Here is a 22,133-nt window from a genome sequence, read left to right on the forward strand (position 1 = left end):
GCGTTGGCGCGGGGTCAAGCGGGTTTTCTCACCACCACCAGGCCCTTGAGGTATTCGCCCTCTGGAAACTCGATGGTCATCGGATGGTCGGGCGCGGCGCCCAGCCGTTCGCTGATGTAGCCGTCCACTTGCGCGTCGATGCCCGCCGAAGCCACGATCTTGTGAAAAAGATCGGCGCTGATGCCGCCCGAGCACGAAAAAGTCAGCAGCACGCCGCCGGGCTCCAGCAGCTTGAGCGCGAGGCGGTTGATGTCCTTGTAGGCGCGGGCGGCGCGCTCGGCGTGGGCCGCCGTGGGCGCGAACTTGGGCGGATCGAGCACGATGGCGTCGAATGTTCGGCCCTGCTCGATGAATTCGCGCAGCACGGTGTTGACGTTAGCGTCCAGGAATTCCGTCTTCAGGCCCGAACCCTCGGCGCCGAAGCCGTTCAGCGCCAGGTGCGCGCGCGCCCGCTCGAGCGCCGGCTGCGACGAATCGACCGACACCAGCTCGGCGCCCTCCACCGCGCCGGCCGCGCGCAGGCCTGCGAGCGCGGCCACCGTGAAGCCGCCGGTGTAGCAAAAGCAGTTGAGCACGCGCCGGAAGCGCCGATGCTGCGCGAACTCGGCAAAGCGCTGGCGGCTGTCGCGCTGGTCGAGGTAGAAGCCGGTCTTGTGGCCGGTGGCGATATCGAGCGAAAGCTTCCAGCCGTGCTCGCGGATCGTGATCTCGGTGGCGCCCTCCCCGCGCAGCCAGCCGGTGACCGGCTTGAGGCCTTCGCGCTCGCGGCCGCTGGCATCGGAGCGTTCGTAGAGCTTGTGCAGGCCGGTTGCCGCGAGCAGCGCATCGGCAATCGCGGCCTTCCAGCGCTCGACGCCGGCCGACAGGAACTGCGCGACCAGCGTATCGCCGTAGCGGTCGACGATCAGGCCCGGCAGCCCATCGGCCTCGCCGTGGACCAGCCGGACACCGTCGCTCTGCAGGTCGAAAAGCGTCCTGGCCGCCACCGCGCGGGCGCACACCGAGGCCAGGAAGGCGGCATCGATGCGCTGCGTTTCGACAAAGCTCCAGGCCCGCGCGCGGATCTTCGAAACCGGGCTGAAGGCGGCCCAGGCCAGGAAGGCGCCGTCATGGGATTCGACGCGCACCGTCTCGCCCGAATCGGCACCGCCGCGTGCAATGGCGGATTCGAAGATCCAGGGATGGCGGCGCTGCAGCGAGCGCTCCTTGCCGGGCTTGAGGCGGAGGGTTTTCATTTATTTGGTTGGCTTGTTGTCGTCGTTCTTCGGCTTGGCGCGTGTGCCCTCGGGGCGCGGCTGCGCGCGCGTGCCCTCGGGGCGCGCCCGCGCGCGCGTGCCCTCGGGGCGCGCCTGCGCGCGCGGATGTGCCGCGTCATACACCTTGGCCAGGTGCTGGAAGTCCAGCCGCGTATAGACCTGCGTGGTGGCGATGTTCGCGTGGCCCAGCAGTTCCTGCACCGCGCGCAGGTCGCTGCTCGACTGCAGCACATGGCTTGCGAACGAGTGCCGCAGCATGTGCGGATGCACGGGCGCCGCAAGGCCGGCCTTGAGGCTGCGCTCGCGCAGCAGCTTCCACACGGCCTGCGAGGACATGCGCACGCCCTTGGCGCTGATGAAGAGCGCCGCCGCGCCCGCCGGGTCGCGCAGCGCGGCCGTCGACAGCGCCGCGCAATCGCCGCGCACCGCGAACCAGTCGCGCAGCGCCTCGGCCGCCTTGCTGCCGATCGGCACGATGCGCCGCTTGCTGCCCTTGCCGAGCACGTTGGCTTCCAGCGCGTCGAGATCGACCCAGCCGCGGGCGGTGCTGCTGGCGCGCGCATCGAGGCCGGTGAGCTCGCTCACGCGCAGGCCGCAGCCGTAGAGCACCTCGACGATGGCGCCGTCGCGCGCCTCGGTCCAGGGGTCGGCCTCGGGGTCGTAGAGTTCGGCGAGCCGCACCGCGTCGTCGACCGCCAGCGCCTTGGGCAGCGGCCGCGCGGCCTTGGGCGCATGCACGTCCTTCACGGGGTTGAAGCCCACCAGCCCCTCGTTGCCGAGCCAGCGGTAGAAGCTGCGCCAGCACGAGAGCACCAGCGCAATGCCGCGCGGCTCGCGTCCCGCGCCGTGCAGCTGCGCCATCCAGCGCCGGATGTGCGCGATCTGCACGCGGTCGAGCGGGAGCCCGGCCTCGGCGGCGTTGGCCGCGAGCGCCTGCAGGTGGATGGCGTAGAGCTCGACCGTGCGCACCGCCAGCCGGCGCTCGACGCGCACATGCTCCAGGTACTTGTCGACCCAGCCGGTCCCCGCCGTCTCAGTGGAGGTAGCCATTGAACGCATTGTTCACGACAGCCAGAGGCTCGCGCAACGCACCCTTGAAGACCATGCCCCAGCGGCGCCAGCAGCGCGTGCTCGCTGCCGCGTACTGCACGTCGAAGTCCTTGTCGAAACCGCTGGCCCGCGCGAGGCGCTCCACGCGCCACAGGTGGTAGGGCTCCGACACCACGATCACGCCATGGATGCCGGCCGCCTTCAGCAGCGGACGCGACATCGCAAGATTCAGGCGCGTCGAGGTCGATGCCGGCTCCAGCAGCAGCGGCCCGGCGTAGCCCTGGGCGCGCGCATGCCGCTGCATCACCTCGGCCTCGATGCGGCCGTCTTCCTTGTCGACGCCGCCCGACAGCACGAGCTGCTTCGCGAGGCCCGCATCGGCCAGCGCGATGGCGGCATCGACCCGGCCCGTCAGGCAGGGATTGGGCTTGCCATCGAGGAAGGCGCGGTTGCCCAGGACCAGCGCGGCGTCGGCCGGCCGCCCGGGCGGGTTGGCCAGCGCCTCGGCCGCGCGCCGCCAGATGACGGCGGCAATGACGAGGTAGGCCAGCAGTCCGGCCAGCAGCACCGTCCACAGCACGGGCCACGCAGTGGCCCGCCAGGACCGGCGCTGCCCGCTCAAGGCCGCAGCCGCGACAGCGCGCCCGACGCCAGGTCGGCGATGCGTTCGAGGAAGTCGGTGCCCATTTCGGCGTTGAAGCGCTGCGCGTCCGGCGAGGCCAGCACCAGCAGGCCGAAGGCCGGCGACTCGGCATCGGGCCGCAGCGGGATCAGCGCGATCGACATCGCGCCGGCCGGCTCGGGCAGCCAGTTGGCCGCCTCGAAGCCCGAGTTGAGCCCGCAGTAGGGCGAGGTCAGCGAGGTGGCCAGCGCCTTCACGTCGTCGCTCACCCACTGGGCATAAGCCTCGTTGAGGTAGTCGGCGCTGCAGTCCCACACCTTGATGGCGGTCTGCGGCACCAGGAACAGCGACTGCAGGTCGACCGCGATGCGGTAGGGCAGGCTGCGCGGATCGCGCGTGGTGAGCAGGCCGCTGGTCCAGCGCTGCAGCCGGTCGGCGATGACCACGTTCTCGGTGCCGTGGCGCACCATGTCCATCAGGCGATGCTCCAGCGCCTTGATCTTCTCGCGCAGCATCTCGGCCTGGCGCTCCTGCAGGCTCACGGCGCGGTTGCCGTGCGGGCTGGTGAGCTGCACCTGCGCCAGCAGCTGTGCGTGCCGCTCGAAGAAGTCGGGCGTGTTCGCCAGGTAGTTGGCGATGTCGTCTTCGGTGATCGGGTTCATGGCGTCGTCTTTGTTGTTTCTGAAGTGGGTCATGGCAGCTCGGGCACCTCGATGTCTCCCTCGAAAACCGTGGTGGCCGGGCCGGTCATGAGCACCGGATGGCCCTCGCCTTCCCAGCCGATCGTGAGCACGCCGCCATGCGTCTGCACGTCGACCCGGCGCTCCAGCAGGCCGAGCCGGATGCCCGCCACCACCGCCGCGCAGGCGCCGGTGCCGCAGGCCAGCGTTTCGCCGGCGCCGCGCTCGAACACGCGCAGCCTGATGTGCGAGCGGTCGACCACCTGCATGAAGCCTGCGTTCACGCGCTGCGCAAAGCGCGGGTGGTGCTCGATCAGCGGGCCCTGCCGGGCCACGGGCGCGGTGTCGACGTTGTCGACCACCTGCACCGCATGCGGATTGCCCATCGACAGCACCGCGACCGACACGATGGCCGAGTCGGCATGCGTGCCGAGGGCCAGGTGCCAGGTGTGCCACGACCCCGTGGGCTGCGGATCGAGGCCGGCGGTGTCGAAGGGCACGCGCGCGGGCTCGAAGATGGGCGGCCCCATGTCGACCGTGACGCGGCCGTCCTCGCCCATGCGCGGCTCGATGATGCCGGCCAGCGTTTCGACGCGCACCGTGTCCTTGTCGGTCAGGTGGTGCTCGCGCACGAAGCGCATGAAGCAGCGCGCGCCGTTGCCGCACTGCTCCACCTCGCCGCCGTCGGCGTTGTGGATCACGTACTGGAAATCGACTCCCTCGGCCGCGCCCTTGGAGGGCGGGCGCACCGTGAGGATCTGGTCGGCGCCGACGCCGAAATGGCGGTCGGCCAGGAAGCGGTACTGCGCGGCCGTGAGGCCCAGCGTGCCGCGCGTTTCGTCCAGCACGACGAAATCGTTGCCGGCACCCTGCATCTTGGTAAAGCGGATTCGCATCGGGCGATTATCCGCCCGTGGCTTGGCGGCGCCTGTCGAGCGCCCGGTCCAGAAAGGCCAGGCGGTCCTGGCCCCAGAAGCGCTCGCCGTCGAGCACGAAGGTCGGCGCGCCGAACACGCCGGCCTGGATGGCGTCGGCGCTGTTGGCGCGGTAGATCGCCAAGGTCTCGGGCGCCTGCTCCAGTGCCTGCAGCGCCGCGCCGTCGTAGCCGTTTTCCTCGGCCACCGCGATGCGCACCGCGGCTTCGGAGGTGTCGCGTTCCTCGGCCCACAGCGCGCGCAGCAGCGCATGCGAGAGCGGCTGGGCATCGAGCCCCTGCAGTTGCGCGGCAATCACCATCCAGCCCGGGTACTTGTTCCAGTTCGGATCGACCGGCGCACCCTTGGGGTAGTACGCGGGCTCCAGGTTGAGCGGCATGCCGAGGTAGTCGCGCCAGCGCGCCAGTTCGAGCGCGTGGTAGCTGCGGCGCGGTTCGGGCCGCGTCTTCAGCGGAATGCCGCCGGTCTGCGGCACCACGGCCTGGAAGTCGTAGGGCTTGAGCGTGAGCCGCACATGGTGGCGCCGCACGATGTCCTGCAGCTGCGGCCCGCCCAGGTAGGCCCAGGGCGAGGAAAGGCTGTAGTAGCAGTCGAGCGCGATGGCGGTGGGGGTCGGAGGGGTGGTCATCGCGGAATTATTGATAACTTCCTTCAGCCGCAGCGCGCGGCGGTGATGCGGCCCTGCGGATCGACGTCGACATTGAGCCGCCCCGGATCGGCAGGCACCGGCAGCGGCGCGCCGACGGCCGAGGTGCGCGCCGATTTGGAACCGGTGCGCGTGCGCATCTGCTCCAGCAGCAGCGGATCGAGCGCCTGGCCGAGCGCGTAGCGCGCCTGCGCGGCCTGGCATGTTTCTTCGCTGGGCACGGTCACGAAGGTGGGCGGCGGCGGCGCCTCGGAGGTGAGCGGGCGGAATTCGGGCTGTGTCTGGCAGCCCGCGATAAACATCGACGCGGCGCAAACGGCGGCCGCCAGGATGCCGCGGGTACGAGGGAAAAAAATGAAACCGGATGGAGGGAGGATGGGCATGGTGTGGTGTCTTCCTTCTTTCAATGGATCGTAGCGTCGCCAGTGGTCAAATCCACCGGCCATGATCAATCTGAACCGTTTCGATCTCACTTCCCTGCGGCTTTTTGTCGCGGTCGTCGATGGTGGAAGCCTGACGGCGGGCGCGGATCGATTCGGCGTCTCGCTTCCGGCGGCGAGCAAGCGCATCACCGATCTCGAGCAGCACTGCGGCATGGCGCTGCTGCAGCGCGGCCAGCGCGGCGTGACCGCCACGCCCGAGGGGCAGACCCTGCACCGGCACGCGATCGAGGTGATCGCACGCCTGGAACAGCTGGTGCAGGCGGTCGACGATCTTCAATCGGGGGCCACCGGCCACCTGCGGCTGTGCGCCAATCCTTCCGCTTTCGGCGGCTTCCTGCCCAGCGTGCTGGCCGCGTACGCCCGCCGCTATCCGCAGGTACTGATCGACATGGAAGATGCCCTGAGCGAAGACGGCATCCGCGCCGTGCAGAAAGGCACGGCGGAACTGGCCGTCATCGGCGACAACGTGCCGCACGAAGGCCTGGAGACTCTCGTCTGCAATGTCGACCAGCTGGTGCTGCTGGTGCCGGCGGGCCATGCGCTGGACGGCCGGCAGAACGCCTGCCTCGCGGACGTGCTCGACCACGACCTGGTCACGCTGGCACGCAGCGCATCGCTCACGCGCAAGGTGATGGCGGCGGCCGACGCGGCCAAGCGCACGCCGCGCATCCGAGTGCAGGTGCGCAGCTTCGATTCGATGTGCCGCATGGTCTCGTTCGGGCTTGGCCTGGCGATCCTGCCGCGCGCGGCGGCGGCGCTCTATGCCCAGGCCCTCGGCCTGGTGCAGGTCGGCCTTGAAGGCATCGAGATGGAACGCGTGCTGCTGCTGGCCATGCGCAGCCGCGCGGAACTCTCGACGCCGGCGGCTGCCCTGGTGGACATGATCGAAAGCGCGGCGCCCTTCAGCGCAGCACGGCACTCTCCGAGGCCTGGCGAATGAGACGGTCGCGGTCCGCGGACAGAAGAAAGCCCTCGGCGAAGGCCTTTGCGACGGCGGCCCGCACTGCGGCGACGTAGCCCTCGTGGCTGCCGTAGCGCTCCTCGAGCGACAGGCGCGGGTCGCCGCTTGCGGCCCGCTCGGCGCGCGTGCGGGCGAACGGCACATAGCCGCCCACGTAGTTGCACACCTGGCCGCGGTGGAAGCCCTCGGCAGTGATGTTGAACCCCAGGTAGGTACCCAGCGGCGCCATCACCAGCACCGTGGGAACGCCGTCGATCTCGTTGCCGTCGGCATCGACCTTCGGCACCTTCATCGGGATCACTTTCCTGATGATCGGCGGCACGTTGGTGGGCACGCCGGACGCTTCCGAATGACTGAATTGCGGCCCCCAGTCGTAGTCGAACACCGGAAACGCAAAGTTCTGCGGCAGGAAGATCGAATCCGGAATGCCGGGCACGCCGCCCGGAAAGCCCATCGCCTTCATGTTGGCGTCGACCAGCGTCTTGGCCGCGAGCGTGGGCCACCGGCTGGGCGGCGGCGGCGTGCCGTTCAGCACCCAGTCGCGCATGGCCAGGCGCAGCACGTTGGTGATCTCCGTGTGCGGCACCGGGTTGGCCGCCAGCGTGCCGCGGCCGAAGCTGTTGCCGGGACAGGTGGGGCCGGTGGCGGCCGCGGGCATGTGCGCGAAGCCGCCCGCGCCGCCGCCATGGTGGCTGCTCGGCACGTAGTAGCGCCGCACGTTGCGCGGCAGCGGAATGTCCGCGTCGCCGGCCGTGCCGATCCACTCGGGCGTGAGTTTCAGCGCGTACACCTCGGCCGATCCGAAATGCTCGATCACCTTCGGGCAGGTGTCGTTGGCATCGCAGCGCGAGAAGATGCTGCCGGTCGGCTGATTGCGCACCGGGTCCGGCCAGTCCACCCACCACTGCGGACCTTCGCTGCCCTGCTGGTAGAGCTCCAGCACGCCATCCGGCTGGGCCCAGCGCGAGTTGGCGGCCACGCGGCGGCCCGCGATGATCGGCCAGGCCCCGTCGTAGACCTTGCGATTGCGCTCGTCCTGGTTCAGGCCCATGAAGATGAACTGCCGCACCATGTTCCCGGACTGCGACACGCCTCGCACGGCCGTGCCCTTGATGGAACTGGCCACCGGATTGCGCGTGCCGAAGTCGTCGGCCGCCTCGTGGCGAAAGAAGGCGCCGACGTCGCGGAACGCCGCCATGCCCACGCCCAGGATGTAGGCGTTGTGCGCGGGGTACACCACCTGGTAGAGCAGCTTGGAATCGAAGCCGTTGCGCAGGCAGATGTGCACCGGCAGGTTGCCGGGCGCATGGGCTGGGTTGTTGTCGATCGGCGTGCCGGGAAACGGATTGCCCGCATCGCACTTGGCAAAGGCCCAGTCGCCCGCCGCGATGGCGGGCCCTTCGGTGACAACGCCATCGACCGTTTCCTTGGTGTGCGTCTTCAGCGTTGCCTTGGCCGTGTCCAGCGTGGCCGGAAGGTAGGGCACGGGGTTGGTCTGCACGATCAGCGGCTGGGAGCCCGCGCCGCCCTGGTTGATGATCCGCGCGAACACCTGGCCCGTGACGGCCAGCCCATCGACCTTGGCGATGGGCACGGCCACCCAGTGATTCGTGCCCTCGGCCTGGTTGGCGGGAACGCCCGTGTTGCCAGCGTTGTCCGCCTGCCAGCCGCTGCGCAGGCCGACGTCGCCCAGCTCGCGTTCCTCGACGGCGAGCGTGCCGGCACCGCCGCGGTTGGGCACGTCATGCCAGAGGAAGCCGCTCGCGCGGTTCATGTCGACCGGCTTCGCCAGGTTGAACGTGGTTTCGTAGCGCACCTTGCCGTCGGCGTCTGCGCCCAGCTTGATGTCGGTGATGACGCTGTTGTGCGGATCATCCGGGTCGAGCTCGCCGAAGGCGCGGCCGCGAATCTGCTCATATGGAATCGACTGGCCCGCGAGCGGCGCGACGCTGTCGATCACGATGCGGGTGACGCGTGCCTCGGCCGGCGCGGCAACAATGACGATTGCCGCCGTGGCCATCGCCGCCGCGAGCCAGTGCAGGCGCGGCTGGCGCCCTATCGGGCTTCTGGGATGCATGTTGTCTCCTGTCTTTTTTGTGCGGATCCGACGGCGCCGGCGCTGTGCATCCTCACGATTCGAGGGCATGACGGCAATTCGCGTCTGGTTTAGCCGGTCTTAACCGATGGTTAAGGAGGCTTCCTGCGGGACTGTTCTGCCCAAAAAAGAACCCGCCGAAGCGGGTTGAGGGGTAGCCAAAAAAACCTTCATTGAAGGGTTCAGGGAGAACAGAGTCAAGACTCTTCGAATGGATGGCTACCGGGGCGGAATCTAGCAGAGCGGCTGTCCACCGAGTGCCGATACGCGACTCGCGCCACACGGCGCCGTGCATTCGTTCACGCTTTGGGCGGATGCGTTTGCGATGACTACTTTGGGCAGCTTCCTGGCCTGCAACAGCGGCTTACATAATCTCCCGACAAAACGGCCCCCCAGCTTCTGAGGGCGGCCAGGGAGCTTTCATGTCAATGTTCGATCGTGCGAGCTCGCTCGCCCGCGCCCGTAGGTCGCCCGCGTCCATGAGAAGGCGCGTGATCCTGCCCATCATCAAGCGCAGTTCCTTCGGCGGCACGTACTGGCAGCAGACGGGCGATCCCAAGGACGACAAGTGATGGACCAGCCAGTCGATGGAACACCGTTCGCGTTGGCGGTGAGGCAGTTGGGACGAAGGCCGGATCAAGCCGGCGCATCCGCGTCGCGGCGGCTCACCGTCTGGTGCCGAACCGGCTGCGGAGAGGCCGCGGAATGCGGCCCGCTCGGTTGGTGGCCATGCTGCAGCCAGCAGTGCTGGGCGGCGTGGAAGGAATCCGGGGAGAACGCAGCGGCTCGCCCGAGCGGCACCCCAAGATGAGGTGCATCGCTCCCGCCCCAGCGCACACATCAAAGTTCGTCGCAATGGCAGCTGACAGGCTCACCATCAAGCCATAGCCGCGAGCTCAGGGATCGTTGGCTTCCGATGCGGCAGCACCCGCTTCGGCGGCGCTCGCAACCGCGTCGCAGGCGGCCCTCAATGCGGCCGCAACCTCTTGCGGCCCGCGGCGCAGTTCAACGATGTCGCGCTCTCCAACGCAGTAGCCGTCGAGGCGCACGTAGATGCGCTTGAAGTCGCCGCCGAGTGCGCGCGCCACGTCGAGCAGGCAGTCGGCGAGCGTCGAGAAGCCGCCGTTGCTGTAGGAGCTGGGCGGGATCACGCCCTTCGAACGCGGCGCGCGAACGGAATAGGCGTACGACGCAGCCTCTTTCCGCAGCTCCACCACGGGCTGCAGGCCGCATTGAACGTCCCTTGCGCTTCTCATATGGCCGGAGTGTAAGTGCCCCCTAGGCCGGCAACCACGTGCATGCGAACGCAGTGGGGGCTCTCACATCCTGCCCGCAAGCCACTGATGAATGGGGTGCGCCGGAGCCAGCATCAGCTTGAAGGCAATGGCGCAGCAAACCACCATGAGCAGCGGCCGGATGAGCCTGGCGCCGGCACGGATTGCCAACCTGGACCCCACCAGCGCACCGATGAATGCTCCCAGGCCCATCACCACGCCGATGCGCCAGTGCACAAGCCCGTGAAAGAGGTAGATGGAAAGCGACCCCAGGATCGACGCGAGGTTGAGCAGCTTGGTGTGCGCGGTGGCCCGCACCACGCCCCAGCCCAGCAGCAGGACGAACGCGATCATGAAGAAGGAGCCGGTGCCCGGACCGAAGGCCCCGTCGTAGAACCCGATCACGACCGCGGCAGTCGCGCAGAAGGCCGCCATCGAAATTCTCTGCCCGGCGTCCTCGTCGGTCATCTTGGGCGACAGGGCGAAATACAGCGCCATGGCAATCAGGAGAAAGGGCAAACCGGTCTTCACCACCTGCTGCGGAACCGAACTGACCGCCAGCGCGCCAAGGACCGAACCCACGCAAGCCAGGAGGGCCGCGGGCCAGATCCGCCGCCACTCGATCAGGCCTGCGCGCCCGAAGCTCGTGGTCGCGGAGACCGCCCCCAGGGTCGCTTGCAGCTTGCTCGTTGCGATGGCCGAGACCGGGTCGAGCCCCGCGATCACCAGCGCGGGCACGGTCACCAATCCGCCGCCACCTGCGATGGCGTCGAACGCCCCCGCAATGAATGCGACCCCGGCAAGGATGCACAGGATGGAAAGCGAATGGTCGCCTGCCAGGAAGCCGATCATGTCCATGAGGCAGGGACCGGATGGGCGGACTCCCATCGCCCGGATCAGCCACGCGCTTTCTTCTCCACGCGGCTCGCGCTGGACACTCATCGATCGGCTCCCTGTTGACTCAGAAGCCCGGGGCCATTGCGATCGAATGCCGGGCGGAGGCCCAGTATCTTGTGCCGCGCTCCTGCGTCCAAGCTCGAAGTCTCGCCCACTGGGAATGGACGCTTCTTTCTTCTGTCTCTTCAGGATTGGGACAGATACGACTTTTTCGTTTTCCATCTACCCCGAAGAGCGCCGCACCCACGGCTTCCCGTGGCATCCTGAAAAAGTCCGCATCGGGCCGGCGCGCTTTTTTCCTGGCGCCACGCCCTGATGCGTCTCTTCAGGCCACCAGCTTCAAGGAAAACTCCGATGCAGCTTGGGCAAAGGACGCGTGCGTTCGTATGGGTCGGAAGCTGGGCGCTCGCGCTCGGAATGTGGAGTTGCGGCGGAGGAGGTGGAGGCGGCGGTGGCGGCGCCTTCGTGCCGGTCGCGCCGGTGGCCACTGCCACGCCGCCGGCCGATCCGCCGGCCACGCCGCCTGCCACCGATGCGCCGGCCGCGCCACCCGAGCCTGCGCCAGCACCGGTGCCCGAGCCCAACGCGACGCCTGCCGAATCGCCGCCCGCCGCCAGCCGCGTCGTTTCCGACACCATCAGCTCGGCCAAGACAGGCGCAAGCTACGCGCTCGAGATCTACCTGCCGGCCTCCTACGATGGCAGCTCGGCGGCTTATCCGGTCATCTACGCAATGGACGCGGACGGGGTCTTCAATCCGCCCGACACGCGGTTTTCGGACCTCAGGAACATCCTCGAGCAGCGCCGCACCGAAGCGATCCTGGTCGGCATCGGCGGCACGGCCCGCCGCGAGCAGGACTACACGATGCCGGGCGCCGTGGCCTACCACGACTTCCTCGCGCTCGAACTGGTGCCGTTCATCGAAGCGAAGTACCGCGCCGATCCAAAGCAGCGCATGCTGACCGGGCTTTCGCTGAGCGGGAGCATGGCCGGCATTGCGCTGTTCCTCGAAGGCGCGGCGGGCAGCCTGGTGTTCTCGGACTTCCTGGCGTTCGAGGCCGCGTTCGACTTCCAGACAGCCGAGTACGAAGACCTCGAGCAGCGAATGCACGATGCGCTGGGCGACCGGCCGCTGCCCGCAACGCTGGTTCTCACGCGCTGCGACAACCGGGACGAGTGCAACTTCGAACCGGTGGGCCGAATGCATGCGCGGCTCGTGGCGCGCGGCTACCCGGGCCTGTCGATCACCGAGACCACCTACTCGACGACGCACACCCAGACCGACATCCCGTCGTTCGCCGACGCGATCGCCAGGCTGCTGCCCTAGCGGCAAGCAGCCCCTTGCCAGCTCAGAAGCGGTCCTGCAGCCCCATGGCCGGATCGCTCACCGAATGCCGGCCGGTCTCGATGCGGCCGGCCAGGCGCCGGTAGAAGGAAGGATCGGCATCGCAGGTCACGACGAAGTCGTACCACTGGCCGCTCGCGTCCAGGCTCCAGCGCATGCCGGTCTCGCCGCCGCCCTTGACGCGGATGCTCCACGAGCCGTCGGGGTTGTGGCCGTAGGTGCCGTTGTCGCCATTGCCGTGCCCATCGTTGCCATGGCCGTTGTTGCCGTTGCGGTCCCTGCCGCCGGCCTGGTAGGCGTCGGGGCGCGGGTAGGCCTTGTTGGGCTGCACGGTGAAGCGGCAATCGCGCCGGCCGTCGTTGCGCAACTGCAGGTAGAGGTCGCCGCGGCGCGCGTCGTAGCCCACGCGGATCTCGGGCGCGGGCGCGCTGCCGGCGCGCAGCCGGTTCAGGTCGCCCTTGAACTGGCGGTGAAAGCCGTTGGGGCCGAGCACCCACAGGTCGTACAGGCCCGCGTCGTCGGCCATGGCGTTCCAGTGGCCGTCGAGCTGCTTGCCGGGCTCGACCACGTAGCGGCGCGGCAGGCGGTCGGACAGGTGCAGCTTGTCGTAGACGTGGAACACGGCGGCGGCGCGGCCGCTGTTGGCGAACAGCAGCTGGACGCGGCCGTTGAGGGCGTCGCTGCGCGCGCTGGTGTGCAGCTCGTAGGGCAGCGCGCGCGAAGGGCGCACGCCGGTGGCCTGCACCGGCAGCTCGGCGTCGGCCGCCGGCACGATCTTGGGCAGCGCCTCTTGCGCGGCGGTCAGCGCATCGGCTTCGGCCTTGGTCTTGCGGCCGGGCAGCACGGGCAGCGGCTCGTCGTTGGGGCGCTCGAAGTTGAAGGCACTCGTGAGGTCGCTGCAGACGGCACGGCGGTACTTGCTGATCTGCGGCTCGGCCACGCCGAAGCACTTCTCCAGGAACATGAGCGTGGAGGTGTGGTCGCAGACCTGCGAGTTGACCCAGCCGCCGCGGCTCCAGGGCGAGACCACCCACATCGGCACGCGCGGGCCGGGGCCGTAGGGGCGGCCGTCCATGGCGGGCTGCTTGGGCGTGGCCGGCGTGTAGTTGTGGTACTCGACGGCCGTGTCGGCCTCGGCCAGCGTGGTGGCGCCGGCCAGCGAACCGTCGGGGTTGCGCGACGGCACCGCGGGCGACGGCAGGTGGTCGAAGAATCCGTCGTTCTCGTCGAAGTTGATGAGCAGCACGGTCTTGCTCCAGACCTCGGGGTTGGAGGTCAGCGCGTCCAGCACTTCCTGCACGTACCAGCCGCCCTTGGCCGGGCTCGAGGGACCGGGGTGCTCGCTGTAGGCCGACGGCGAGATGATCCACGACACCGCGGGCAGGGTGCCGTTGCGGATGTCCTCGCGGAAGGTTTCGAGAAAGCCCTGCGGCATGGTGTTGCCGAAGCCCTTGGCCAGCGGGCTGAGCGCATCGTCGATGGCCGGGTCGTAGAACGGGCCGGCGGCGGTCACCGGCTGCGTGATGTCGGTCGCGGGAACGTACACGGGCCGGCGCGCCGCCGGCATCTGCTCGATGGCGGTGCGCCAGTGGCGAAAGCTCATCATCTCGTTGCAGCCGAAGTTGTCGATCAGGCTCTGGTAGACCTTCCACTTCACGCCGGCCTTCTCGAGCCGGTCGGCATAGGTGGTCCAGGTCCAGCCTTCGGTGGAAGCGCCGATGTCGTTGCCGGCATTGAACTGGTTGTTGAGCACCGCGAGCTGCACCTGGCTGCCGTCGGCGGGGCTGATGCCGTTGGGGCCATTGGTGCCGCTCCAGTAGAACAGCCGGTTCGCGATGGTGCCGGTGTGCATGCCGCAGTGGTAGTGGTCGCACAGCGTGAAGGCCTCGGCCAGCGCGCGCTGGAACGGCACCTCGGCGGTGTCGTAGTAGCCCATCGACAGCAGGTTCTTGATGTCGGGCCACTTGAACATGCGGCCGTGGTCCCACGCGGCCTGCGAGTCGGACCAGCCGTGCGGCGTGCTGCCCGCGCGCTGCGCGTTGCCCTTGCTCTCGTCGAGCCGGTAGGGCGTGTAGGTGCTGGGCGGCGTGGTCTTGGTGTAGGTCTGGTGGAAGATGGTCTTGCCGTTGGGCGCGGGCACGGCAAAGCGGTCGCCGTAGCCGCGCACGCCCTTGAAGGTGCCGAAATAGCTGTCGAAGGAACGGTTCTCCTGCATCAGCAGCACGACGTGCTTGACGTCCTTGATGGTGCCGGTCTCGTGGTGCGCGGGAATGGCCAGCGCGCGGCGGATGCTGGGCGGAAAGGTGGCCAGCGTGGCAGCGGCAATGCCGGAGCCGGTGGCAGTCTGGAGGAACTTGCGGCGTGTGGTCATGGGGTTTGTTCTTGGTCGTGGGAATGCCGGGACGCGGGTGGCGTCAGGGCGCGTAGCTCACGCTGGGCTCGCTGCCCGCGCCGGACGAGGCGGCATCGGTCTTGCCGGCGGTGCCTGCATTGGGCTGGTCGGAGGCGAGCGCCTTGCCCGAAGCGGCGGCGCCGCCGCTGAAGCCACTGCTGCCGCCTCCGCCATCACCGCCGCCGCAGGCGGTCAATGCAAGGGCCAGTACCGACAGTGCGAGCGGCGCGCGCAGGATGAATCGTGGATGCATGGATGAGGACACTCCTTTTTTCTCGAGGCGGTGGGATGGCCTCCAGCGTAAGAAAGAGCTGTGACATCGCGATGTAGCGGCGATGACGGCGTGCCTGCCAAGCTTCTTTTCGTACGCGCGGGCGCAGTCTCTGCGCTCGGCGCCTGCATCGTCTACAAGGAAAACCCGCCGAATCCAAACGTTCTACAGCCCGTGCGAAGGACTACGAAAAACTGCAGCCGGGCCCGCGCTCGCGCGATGCTCAGCCGCGGCGCCAGCGGCCGGACTCGGGGCAGAGACTCGCCGGCTCGCCGTTGACGCGGACCTGCTCTTCATCAAGCTGCGAGGCGGTCGGCGCATCGACGTCGAAGGCAATGCGAAGCGCGCGCCCGACATGCGCATCCTCGATCGGAAGCTCCCAGCTCAGGAACACCTGGGTGCAGTCGCGCCCGGGCGCGAAGCGTGCCGCGTCGAAGCCGCTGCGGCCGCGCTCGACAACGGCGTGCGGCTGGCCGGTGTCGAACACCAGGACCGTGCCGCGGGCGAGCGGAATCCGGTGGCCCGTCAACGGAAAGTGCACATCCAGCTGCCTGTCTTCGCTGAGGAACAGATTGCAGAAGGCCGCGCCGCCGTACTGCGCGCCGTCATGGTGGTAGCGGGCGCCGCGGCAGGCCATGAGGGCGACTTCGCTGGAGGCAAGCAGCGCTTCGGGCCAACCGATGGTGCGCGTCCAGTCGGACATCGCCTGCACGCAGCGCCGGTAGTCCGGCCAGCGCGCACGCGCGCGCGCCAGCGGCAAGGGCTCGACGTCGCCGGGTTCGAGCGCCAGGCGCGAGGACACCTCGCGCTCCCAATCCGCGACCAGGCGCGCGGGAGGCACGGGCACGTCGACCCTGCCCGACAGCACCACATCGCTCACGCTGCGGCTGCGCATGGCATCGCCGCTCAGGAAGTAGGAAACGAGGCGGTCTTCTCGCACGCGATGCGGTGCAGGGGAAAGGCTCATCCGCAGCAGTGTAGTGAGGCGGGTTGCGCCTGCCCGCGGTCGCCGCCGGCGGCGTCAGGGCCGGAGCGTGGGCTCCCGCTTCGCATGGGCCAGCGCGGCGAGCAGGCCCAGGCCCGCCATGGCTGCGGCACCCCAGGCCACCGCGGGGCTGCACAGCATGCGGGCCAGCGGCGAGCGTTGTCCGCTGCCCGTTGCTATGCCCGTGGCGGCCTGCTCGAGCGGCGTGAGCGGCCGCGCGGTGTTCGGGTTTTCTTCGCCCTGGAGCACGGCCTGGGAAATTTCCAGCGGCGTCAGTTGATCGGCAACGGGTCCGGACAGCAATTTGTCATTGGCGCGCATGGAAAGCCTTTCGTTCGAGGATGGGGTTGGCCGCGAAGACTCTCCCGGCGTCGGCCCGGCGCCCTACAGCCGGCAGCGGACTTTCGCGTAGGCCGAGGGCGCACATGGCGGCGCGGCTACAACGACGCCACCTCGGCCTGCAGCACGCCGTTGCGCGCCACGACACGGCCGCCCGCCACCACCAGCCTGCGCACCGGCCGCGCGACCACGGCCTCGGCCACCGTCTGCGCATCGACCAGCACCAGGTCGGCGCGGCAACCGGCGTCCAGGCCATAGGCCTCGAAGCCGCAGCCGCGCGCGCCGGCGTGGGTGACGGTGTCGAGCGCCACCTCGATCTCGTCGTCGCGGCGCAGGTTGTAGCGCATGCCGATCAGCATCGCGCGCTCCAGCATGTCGGGGTTGCCGTAGGGCGACCAGGTGTCGCGGATGCCGTCGTTGCCGCCGAGCACCGTCACGCCGGCCTTGCGGCAGGCCATGAGCGGCGGCACGCTGCGCGATGGCGGCGCGCTGGTGACCAGCACCACGCCGAGCCTGGCCATGCGCGCGAGCAATGCGTCGCGCTCGCGCTCGGCCAGGTCGCCCAGGCAGAAACCGTGGCTCACCGCGACCTTGCCCTGCATGCCCAGCGCCTCGGTGCGCTGCAGGATCAGCTCGAGCGAGAACGCGCCCATGGCGCCGGGCTCGTGCAGGTGGATGTCGAGCGGGCGCTGGTGCCTGTCGGCAATGCCGAAGAGCACATCGAGCGAGCGCACCGGGTCGCCGTCGATCGCGCAGGGGTCAAGGCCGCCCAGCACATCCGCGCCCTGCGCGAGCGCCTGGCCAAGCAGCTCGGCCGTGCCCGGCCGGCCCAGCAGGCCCGACTGCGGAAACGCGACGACCTGGATCTGCAGCACCTCCGAGAGCGTCTGCCGCGTGCGCAGCGTGCCTTCGAGATGGCGCAGGCCTGCTTGCGTGTCGACGTCGACATGCGTGCGCAGCCGCGTGGTGCCGCGCGCGAGAAAGGCCTTGGCCAGCACCAGCGACTGGGCGGCCGCGTCATGCCCGCTCGCATGCCGGAAGGCGCGCTCGTTCTCGATCTTGTCGATGAGCTTGGTGCCGACCTCGTTGCGGTACCAGTCCATGCCCCACAGCGTCTTGTCGAGGTGGGTGTGGCCTTCGACCAGGCCGGGCAGCAGCAAGGCGCCGCCGCCCTCCTCGACCGTTGCATCGGTGGGCGCGGACAGCGCGGCGCCGGCTTTCGCGATGCGGCCATCGCGCACCAGCACATCGACGGGGGAAGCGCCCATGGGGCGCACGTTGCGGATCAGGAGCGAAGGCATGGAAGGTCGGTCGGTCGTTGAATGCGTGGGGATCAGGGCCGTGCGCAGCGTACCCAGATTCGGGCCCGCGGTCACCACGCGCACGTTTCGTTGCAGGCCGAAGTGTCCGCGCTGCGAACGCTCGATGATCGACGCACCATGCCAACGACCCCGCTCGCCGCCGCCGCCAAGCCCGCTCCCCGCATCGCCTTCGAATGGATGCTGCTCGCCGTGCTCGCCACCTGCTGGGGCGCCTCCTACACCTTCATCAAGATCGGCGTGCAGACGCTGCCGCCCGTGACGCTGATCGCGGCGCGCACGCTGATCGCCGGCCTGCTGCTGCTCGCGCTGCTGCGCCTGCGCGGCGTGCGGCTGCCGCGGGAGCCCGCAATGTGGCGCCGCTTCGCGCTGCAGGCCTGCCTCAACAGCGTGCTGCCGTTCACGCTCATCGCGTGGGCCGAGCGCAGCGTGGATGCCGGGCTTGCCACCATCCTCAACTCGACCTCGCCGATCTTCATCTTCCTGCTGGGCCTGGGCGTGGGCGGTGCGGAGAAGCCGACGCTGCGCCGGCTCTTCGGCGTGGCGGCGGGCCTCGCGGGCATCTGCATGATCGTCGGCGTCGAGGCGCTGCACGGGCTCGGGCATTCGCTGCTCGCCCAACTGGGACTGGTGGCGGCAGCCGTCTGCTACGGCTGCGCGGCCATGTTCGGCCGCGTGTTCAAGGGACTCGATCCGATGGTGCCCGCCGCAGGCTCGCTGCTCTGCGGCGCGGCGATGCTGCTGCCCGCGAGCCTCGCGATCGACCGGCCGTGGACGCTCGCGCCATCGGCCGCGTCGATGATTGCCGTGCTGGCGCTCGCGGTGCTCTCCACGGCCCTCGCCTTCACGATCTACTTCCGGCTCATCAAGACCTTGGGGCCGATGTCGACCGCCGCGCAGGCCTACCTGCGCGTGCCCATCGGCGTGATGATCGGCGTGGTGTTCCTGGGCGAAGCGCTCTCGCCCACCGCGTGGGCCGGGCTCGCGTGCATCGTGGCGGGCGTGGTCGCGATGACGGTGCCAGCACGCGGCGGCACCCCGGCGCCGCAGCCGCGGCGCCCCCTCAATCGATGCTGATGTTCGCAGCCCTGGCCACCTCGGCCCACTTCACGCGGTTGTCGTGCACCGTCTTCTTGAACTGCGCGGGCGATTCGATGCGCACGGTGTTGCCCTGGCTTTCGAAGCGCTCGCGGATCTCGGGCTGCTCGAGCACCGCCTTCACGGCGGCGTTGAGCTTGTCGACGATCTGCGCGTCGGTGCCCTTGGGCGCGAAGATGCCGAACCAGATCGAGCTGTCGAAGCCCTTGGTGCCCGGAAGGCCGCTGGAGGCGATGGTCGGCACCTCCTTGACCGCGGCCACCGGCGCGGCGGTGGTCACGCCCAGGAGGCGCACCTTGCCGGCCTTGTAGTGCGGCAGCACCGTCTGCACCTGGTTCATGATGCAGCAGGTCTCGCCGCGCACCACGGAGGTGATGGCCTCGGGCCCGCCCTTGTAGGGCACGTGCACCATGTTCAATCCGAGGCGCGAATTGAACTCGGCAAAGGCCATGTGCGTGCCGGCGCCGTTGCCTGTAGACGCATAGTTGTACTTTCCGGGGTTGGCCTTGACGAGATCAACGAACTCCTTCAAGGTCCTGGCGTTGATCACCTCCGGGTTGACGGTGAGCACGTTCGAGACGTCGAGCACCGGCGCCACCGGCACGAAGTCGGCCTCCACGTCGAACGGCAGCTTCTTGTAGAGCGCGGCGTTGCTGCCATGCGTGGCGGCGGTGCCGAACGAAAGCGTGTAGCCGTCGGGCTTGGCATGGGCCACGTACTCGCTCGCGATGTTGCCGGCCGCGCCTGACTTGTAGTCGATGATCACGGGCTTTCCGAGCTGCCGCGCGAGCGGCTCCTGGATGGCGCGGGCCACCACGTCGACGCCCGAGCCGGCCGGAAAACCCATGATCAGCGTGACCGGCTGCTGCGGCCAGTCGCCCTGCGCAAACGCAGCGGACGATGCGGCCGCACCCAGGGCGGCGCCTGCCAGCAGCAAGGCCGGGCGCAGGCGCCGCGCGAAGAACGACGACGAGAACCTGAGGTGGCGAGTGAAGGGAGAATGGATCATGAATGTCTTTCCTCGATGCGGGCGGTGCAGCCCGGGATTGTGGCGCGCGGTTCATGCCCGATCCGGTATGAGCTTATGCGGCACGCAACCGCATCGAGCGATCTCTCCATAATCGCCGCATGGTCCGTCCCACCCAACAACTCCACCCCGCACGCGAGCCCGCGCCCGTGCGCGCGGCAGCCACCGTGCTGCTGCTGCGCGATTCAGAGGCCGGCATCGAAGTGCTGATGACGCGCCGCTCCGGCACCGCAAGCTTCGCGCCAGGCGCCTATGTGTTCCCCGGCGGGCAGATCGATGCAGCCGATGAAGCCGCCGCGCGCATCGCCGCACGGCGGCCCACCCAGAGCAGCCTGCAGCTCACGCAGGCCATTGCGGCGATCCGCGAAGGCTTCGAGGAGCTTGGCGTGCTGCTCGCGCGCCATGCCGACGGCCGGCCCGTGAGCGCGCAGGACATCGCCTCGATGGACCGCAGCACCGCGTCGCCCGTGTCCTTTGCCGAGCAATGCGCCACGCGCGGGCTGGTGCTTGCCTGCGACCAGGTGTTCACCCTCGCGCACTGGATCACCGACCGCGACCTGCCCAAGCGCTTCGACGTGCCTTTCCTGGTGGCGCGCATGCCCGAGGGCCAGGTGCCCACGGCCGACGAGAGCGAGCAGTTCGAGCCCTGCTGGGTGCGGCCGGCCGATGCGCTGGCGCGCCACGCGGCAGGCAGCTTCTTCATGATCTTTCCGACCGTGCGCACGCTGCAGCGGCTCGCGGCCTATGCCAGCGTGGACGCGGTGCTGCAGGCCTGCGCTCCCCGGGGCGGCGCCGAGCAGCCGCTGTGGACCAGCTGCCCGCGCGCGGGCCTGCTGCGCGGCCAGGACGCGCGCTACATGGAAAGCGATTCGCCGTACGGCGAGCTCGCGCTGGTGTGTCCCGACGGGCAGCTGCTGCATGCGCTCGACTGGCAGAGCGAGCGCGCCGTGCCGCTGCTCAGGAACGTGCAGCGCCTGACCGCGCCCAACCCCGGCGCCATGACCGGCCCGGGCACCAACAGCTACATCGTGGGCGATGCGGCCACGGGCTACCTCGTGATCGACCCGGGCCCGAACGACGCGGCCCACATCGACCGGCTGTGGCGTGCCACCGAAGGAAACATCCGCATGATCGTGTGCACCCATTCGCATGCCGACCATTCGCCCGGCGCGGCGCCGCTGCAGGCGCTGTGCAAGCAGAAGCCGCCGATCCTCGGGCTGTCTTCGGCGCCCACCGCGCGTTCGTCGGCGCGCTTTGCCGCGGAGCGCGAACTGCGCGACGGCGAGCGCCTGGTGCTCAGCGGCACCACGGCCGAAGGCGAACCTGTCAGCCACACGCTGCGCGCCATCCACACGCCGGGCCACGCCGCCAACCACCTGTGCCTGGTGCTCGAGGAAGACGGACTCCTGTTCTCCGGCGACCACATCCTGAACGGCAGCACCACGGTGGTCGATCCGCCCGACGGCGACATGAACGCGTACCTCGATTCGCTCGACAAGCTCGATGCGGCCTGCGAGGCCGGCGGCATCGATTTCATCCTGCCCGCGCACGGCCATGTCATCGGCAGCGCACGCAGCGCCATCGCGCAGTTGAAGGCGCACCGCCTGAAGCGCGAAGCCAAGATCGCCGCGGCCATGCAAAGGCTGCCCCAGGGCACGCCGGACGACTGGCTGCCGCTGGCCTACGACGACGTGCCCGAGCGCATGTGGCCGGTGGCCGCCCGATCGCTGGCCGCGCACGTGGCGCGCATCCGGCAACGGGCCTCCGCGCCATGAGCCGCGCGGCCGAAGAAGAAGGCATCCGCCTGGCCAAGCGCGTGGCCGCCATCGCGGGCTGCTCGCGGCGCGAGGCCGAGCTGCTGATCGAGAACGGCGCGGTGCGTGTCGACGGCGTGCCGGCGCTGCTGCCGCAGTCGCGCGTGCACGATCGTCAGAAGGTCGAGATCGAGCCCGGCGCCAAGCCGGAGCCGGTGGTGCCCGTCACCCTGCTGCTGCACAAGCCGGCCGGCATGGCCACCGACACCGCGCACCGGCTGCTGGTGGCCGCCAACCACCACGAGCCCGAGCGCGCGGGCATGCGCTTTCTGCCCGCGCACGCCAAGGCGCAGCGCTGCATGACGCCACTCGAAACCGGCGCCAGCGGCCTCGTCGTCTACACCCAGGAATGGCGCATCGAGCGCAAGCTGCAGGAGGACGCGGGCGTGCTCGAACACGAGGTGATGGTCGACGTGGCCGGCAAGCTCAGCCCCGAGCAGCTCGCGCGCTTCGAGCGGTCGCCCGCGCGCGTGAGCATCGGCCGCCAGGCCGACGAGCAGACCGGCCTGCGCTTTGCGCTCAAGGGCGCGCGGCCCGGGCAGATCGCGCACCTGTGCGACGAAGCCGGCCTGCGCATCCTGGCCATGCGGCGCATCCGCATCGGCCGCGTGCCGCTGGCGGGGCTGGAGCCCGGCCAGTGGCGCTATCTTTCACCGCACGAACGCTTTTGACATCGAAGAAGAGG

22 protein-coding genes are annotated in these 22,133 nt (G+C 69.3%); 6 read left to right on the forward strand and 16 right to left on the reverse strand.

Annotation, left to right across the window (positions count from 1 at the left end; translation table 11 throughout):
• Positions 1–14 precede the first annotated feature (14 nt).
• The 7 genes from AC1DMS_RS07660 to AC1DMS_RS07690 are packed head-to-tail and all read right to left on the reverse strand — an operon-like array spanning position 15 to position 5,572.
• Positions 15–1,235: a class I SAM-dependent rRNA methyltransferase gene (locus AC1DMS_RS07660; protein WP_027730784.1), complete on the reverse strand. Its 1,221-nt coding sequence runs from the start codon at positions 1,233–1,235 to the stop codon at positions 15–17.
• On the reverse strand, positions 1,236–2,306 hold the full coding sequence (locus AC1DMS_RS07665) for a tyrosine recombinase XerC (protein ID WP_478180841.1): 1,071 nt from the start codon (positions 2,304–2,306) through the stop codon (positions 1,236–1,238).
• A complete protein-coding gene (locus AC1DMS_RS07670) occupies positions 2,290–2,928 on the reverse strand; it encodes a YdcF family protein (RefSeq protein WP_049810466.1) in 639 nt (212 codons plus the stop codon). The genes AC1DMS_RS07665 and AC1DMS_RS07670 overlap by 17 nt, the downstream gene beginning before the upstream one ends.
• On the reverse strand, positions 2,925–3,623 hold the full coding sequence (locus tag AC1DMS_RS07675) for a DUF484 family protein (protein ID WP_012746050.1): 699 nt from the start codon (positions 3,621–3,623) through the stop codon (positions 2,925–2,927). The genes AC1DMS_RS07670 and AC1DMS_RS07675 overlap by 4 nt, the downstream gene beginning before the upstream one ends.
• Positions 3,620–4,504: a diaminopimelate epimerase gene (gene dapF / locus AC1DMS_RS07680; RefSeq protein ID WP_027730781.1), complete on the reverse strand. Its 885-nt coding sequence runs from the start codon at positions 4,502–4,504 to the stop codon at positions 3,620–3,622. Before dapF ends, AC1DMS_RS07675 begins: the two co-directional genes overlap by 4 nt.
• 7 nt (positions 4,505–4,511) lie before the next feature.
• Complete coding sequence (locus AC1DMS_RS07685) at positions 4,512–5,171, reverse strand: 2-hydroxychromene-2-carboxylate isomerase (RefSeq protein WP_062363154.1); 660 nt, start codon at positions 5,169–5,171, stop codon at positions 4,512–4,514.
• Positions 5,172–5,194: 23 nt separating this feature from the next.
• Complete coding sequence (locus AC1DMS_RS07690; protein WP_244883411.1) at positions 5,195–5,572, reverse strand: I78 family peptidase inhibitor; 378 nt, start codon at positions 5,570–5,572, stop codon at positions 5,195–5,197.
• Between the two features lie 61 nt (positions 5,573–5,633).
• Between AC1DMS_RS07690 and AC1DMS_RS07695 the strand changes: the two genes are divergently transcribed.
• A complete protein-coding gene (locus AC1DMS_RS07695; RefSeq protein ID WP_062363161.1) occupies positions 5,634–6,572 on the forward strand; it encodes a LysR family transcriptional regulator in 939 nt (312 codons plus the stop codon).
• Here AC1DMS_RS07695 and AC1DMS_RS07700 read toward each other — a convergent pair.
• On the reverse strand, positions 6,535–8,670 hold the full coding sequence (locus AC1DMS_RS07700; RefSeq protein ID WP_436299550.1) for an alpha/beta hydrolase domain-containing protein: 2,136 nt from the start codon (positions 8,668–8,670) through the stop codon (positions 6,535–6,537). The two genes, AC1DMS_RS07695 and AC1DMS_RS07700, sit on opposite strands and share 38 nt — an antisense overlap.
• Before the next feature lie 440 nt (positions 8,671–9,110).
• On the opposite strand from AC1DMS_RS07700, the gene AC1DMS_RS07705 reads away from it, so the two are divergent.
• The gene (locus AC1DMS_RS07705) at positions 9,111–9,260 is read left to right on the forward strand and encodes a hypothetical protein (RefSeq protein WP_412510422.1); all 150 of its coding nucleotides are present in this window, start codon (positions 9,111–9,113) and stop codon (positions 9,258–9,260) included.
• Between the two features lie 324 nt (positions 9,261–9,584).
• Here the strand turns inward: AC1DMS_RS07705 and AC1DMS_RS07710 are convergent, their stop codons facing one another.
• Positions 9,585–9,944 (reverse strand): hypothetical protein, encoded by a 360-nt coding sequence (locus AC1DMS_RS07710; RefSeq protein ID WP_062363167.1) that lies wholly within the window; start codon positions 9,942–9,944, stop codon positions 9,585–9,587.
• Between the two features lie 63 nt (positions 9,945–10,007).
• Positions 10,008–10,904 (reverse strand): TSUP family transporter, encoded by an 897-nt coding sequence (locus AC1DMS_RS07715; RefSeq protein WP_478180842.1) that lies wholly within the window; start codon positions 10,902–10,904, stop codon positions 10,008–10,010.
• A 309-nt stretch (positions 10,905–11,213) separates the two neighbouring features.
• On the opposite strand from AC1DMS_RS07715, the gene AC1DMS_RS07720 reads away from it, so the two are divergent.
• The gene (locus AC1DMS_RS07720; RefSeq protein ID WP_018903652.1) at positions 11,214–12,185 is read left to right on the forward strand and encodes an alpha/beta hydrolase; all 972 of its coding nucleotides are present in this window, start codon (positions 11,214–11,216) and stop codon (positions 12,183–12,185) included.
• Between the two features lie 22 nt (positions 12,186–12,207).
• On the opposite strand, the gene AC1DMS_RS07725 is transcribed toward AC1DMS_RS07720, so the two are convergent.
• From AC1DMS_RS07725 to AC1DMS_RS07745, 5 genes are all read right to left on the reverse strand, one after another.
• On the reverse strand, positions 12,208–14,574 hold the full coding sequence (locus AC1DMS_RS07725; protein ID WP_018903653.1) for a phosphocholine-specific phospholipase C: 2,367 nt from the start codon (positions 14,572–14,574) through the stop codon (positions 12,208–12,210).
• Positions 14,575–14,617: 43 nt separating this feature from the next.
• Positions 14,618–14,848, reverse strand: coding sequence for a hypothetical protein (locus AC1DMS_RS07730; protein ID WP_018903654.1), 231 nt, complete (start codon positions 14,846–14,848; stop codon positions 14,618–14,620).
• A 241-nt stretch (positions 14,849–15,089) separates the two neighbouring features.
• A complete protein-coding gene (locus AC1DMS_RS07735) occupies positions 15,090–15,833 on the reverse strand; it encodes a hypothetical protein (protein ID WP_018903655.1) in 744 nt (247 codons plus the stop codon).
• 54 nt (positions 15,834–15,887) lie between these two features.
• Positions 15,888–16,172, reverse strand: a complete 285-nt coding sequence (locus AC1DMS_RS07740; protein WP_018903656.1) for a hypothetical protein — start codon at positions 16,170–16,172, stop codon at positions 15,888–15,890.
• Positions 16,173–16,288: 116 nt separating this feature from the next.
• Positions 16,289–17,491: an amidohydrolase family protein gene (locus AC1DMS_RS07745; protein ID WP_369664218.1), complete on the reverse strand. Its 1,203-nt coding sequence runs from the start codon at positions 17,489–17,491 to the stop codon at positions 16,289–16,291.
• A 138-nt stretch (positions 17,492–17,629) separates the two neighbouring features.
• On the opposite strand from AC1DMS_RS07745, the gene AC1DMS_RS07750 reads away from it, so the two are divergent.
• Positions 17,630–18,586, forward strand: a complete 957-nt coding sequence (locus AC1DMS_RS07750) for a DMT family transporter (protein WP_051127990.1) — start codon at positions 17,630–17,632, stop codon at positions 18,584–18,586.
• Here AC1DMS_RS07750 and AC1DMS_RS07755 read toward each other — a convergent pair.
• Entirely contained in the window at positions 18,573–19,616 is a 1,044-nt protein-coding gene (locus tag AC1DMS_RS07755) for a Bug family tripartite tricarboxylate transporter substrate binding protein (RefSeq protein ID WP_012746028.1), read from the reverse strand. The genes AC1DMS_RS07750 and AC1DMS_RS07755 overlap by 14 nt on opposite strands.
• Before the next feature lie 119 nt (positions 19,617–19,735).
• Here AC1DMS_RS07755 and AC1DMS_RS07760 point away from each other — a divergent pair, with 119 nt between their 5' ends.
• Positions 19,736–21,409 (forward strand): MBL fold metallo-hydrolase, encoded by a 1,674-nt coding sequence (locus AC1DMS_RS07760; protein ID WP_018903659.1) that lies wholly within the window; start codon positions 19,736–19,738, stop codon positions 21,407–21,409.
• Entirely contained in the window at positions 21,406–22,119 is a 714-nt protein-coding gene (locus AC1DMS_RS07765) for an RNA pseudouridine synthase (protein WP_018903660.1), read from the forward strand. Before AC1DMS_RS07760 ends, AC1DMS_RS07765 begins: the two co-directional genes overlap by 4 nt.
• Positions 22,120–22,133: the final 14 nt, after the last annotated feature.

The sequence above is a fragment of the Variovorax sp. 05T418 genome, assembly GCF_056396385.1.

What these genes read in the sequence shown, in the direction of transcription:
- AC1DMS_RS07690 (WP_244883411.1), bottom strand. Translation starts at nt 5,572, where the DNA reads ATGCCCATCCTCCCTCCATCCGGTTTCATTTTTTTCCCTCGTACCCGC.
- AC1DMS_RS07695 (WP_062363161.1), top strand. Translation starts at nt 5,634, where the DNA reads ATGATCAATCTGAACCGTTTCGATCTCACTTCCCTGCGGCTTTTTGTC.
- AC1DMS_RS07755 (WP_012746028.1), bottom strand. Translation starts at nt 19,616, where the DNA reads ATGATCCATTCTCCCTTCACTCGCCACCTCAGGTTCTCGTCGTCGTTC.
- AC1DMS_RS07675 (WP_012746050.1), bottom strand. Translation starts at nt 3,623, where the DNA reads ATGACCCACTTCAGAAACAACAAAGACGACGCCATGAACCCGATCACC.
- AC1DMS_RS07740 (WP_018903656.1), bottom strand. Translation starts at nt 16,172, where the DNA reads ATGCGCGCCAATGACAAATTGCTGTCCGGACCCGTTGCCGATCAACTG.
- AC1DMS_RS07660 (WP_027730784.1), bottom strand. Translation starts at nt 1,235, where the DNA reads ATGAAAACCCTCCGCCTCAAGCCCGGCAAGGAGCGCTCGCTGCAGCGC.
- AC1DMS_RS07725 (WP_018903653.1), bottom strand. Translation starts at nt 14,574, where the DNA reads ATGACCACACGCCGCAAGTTCCTCCAGACTGCCACCGGCTCCGGCATT.
- AC1DMS_RS07760 (WP_018903659.1), top strand. Translation starts at nt 19,736, where the DNA reads ATGGTCCGTCCCACCCAACAACTCCACCCCGCACGCGAGCCCGCGCCC.
- AC1DMS_RS07700 (WP_436299550.1), bottom strand. Translation starts at nt 8,670, where the DNA reads ATGCATCCCAGAAGCCCGATAGGGCGCCAGCCGCGCCTGCACTGGCTC.
- AC1DMS_RS07750 (WP_051127990.1), top strand. Translation starts at nt 17,630, where the DNA reads ATGCCAACGACCCCGCTCGCCGCCGCCGCCAAGCCCGCTCCCCGCATC.
- dapF (WP_027730781.1), bottom strand. Translation starts at nt 4,504, where the DNA reads ATGCGAATCCGCTTTACCAAGATGCAGGGTGCCGGCAACGATTTCGTC.
- AC1DMS_RS07705 (WP_412510422.1), top strand. Translation starts at nt 9,111, where the DNA reads ATGTCAATGTTCGATCGTGCGAGCTCGCTCGCCCGCGCCCGTAGGTCG.
- AC1DMS_RS07720 (WP_018903652.1), top strand. Translation starts at nt 11,214, where the DNA reads ATGCAGCTTGGGCAAAGGACGCGTGCGTTCGTATGGGTCGGAAGCTGG.
- AC1DMS_RS07745 (WP_369664218.1), bottom strand. Translation starts at nt 17,491, where the DNA reads ATGCCTTCGCTCCTGATCCGCAACGTGCGCCCCATGGGCGCTTCCCCC.
- AC1DMS_RS07765 (WP_018903660.1), top strand. Translation starts at nt 21,406, where the DNA reads ATGAGCCGCGCGGCCGAAGAAGAAGGCATCCGCCTGGCCAAGCGCGTG.
- AC1DMS_RS07665 (WP_478180841.1), bottom strand. Translation starts at nt 2,306, where the DNA reads ATGGCTACCTCCACTGAGACGGCGGGGACCGGCTGGGTCGACAAGTAC.
- AC1DMS_RS07730 (WP_018903654.1), bottom strand. Translation starts at nt 14,848, where the DNA reads ATGCATCCACGATTCATCCTGCGCGCGCCGCTCGCACTGTCGGTACTG.
- AC1DMS_RS07710 (WP_062363167.1), bottom strand. Translation starts at nt 9,944, where the DNA reads ATGAGAAGCGCAAGGGACGTTCAATGCGGCCTGCAGCCCGTGGTGGAG.
- AC1DMS_RS07735 (WP_018903655.1), bottom strand. Translation starts at nt 15,833, where the DNA reads ATGAGCCTTTCCCCTGCACCGCATCGCGTGCGAGAAGACCGCCTCGTT.
- AC1DMS_RS07715 (WP_478180842.1), bottom strand. Translation starts at nt 10,904, where the DNA reads ATGAGTGTCCAGCGCGAGCCGCGTGGAGAAGAAAGCGCGTGGCTGATC.
- AC1DMS_RS07685 (WP_062363154.1), bottom strand. Translation starts at nt 5,171, where the DNA reads ATGACCACCCCTCCGACCCCCACCGCCATCGCGCTCGACTGCTACTAC.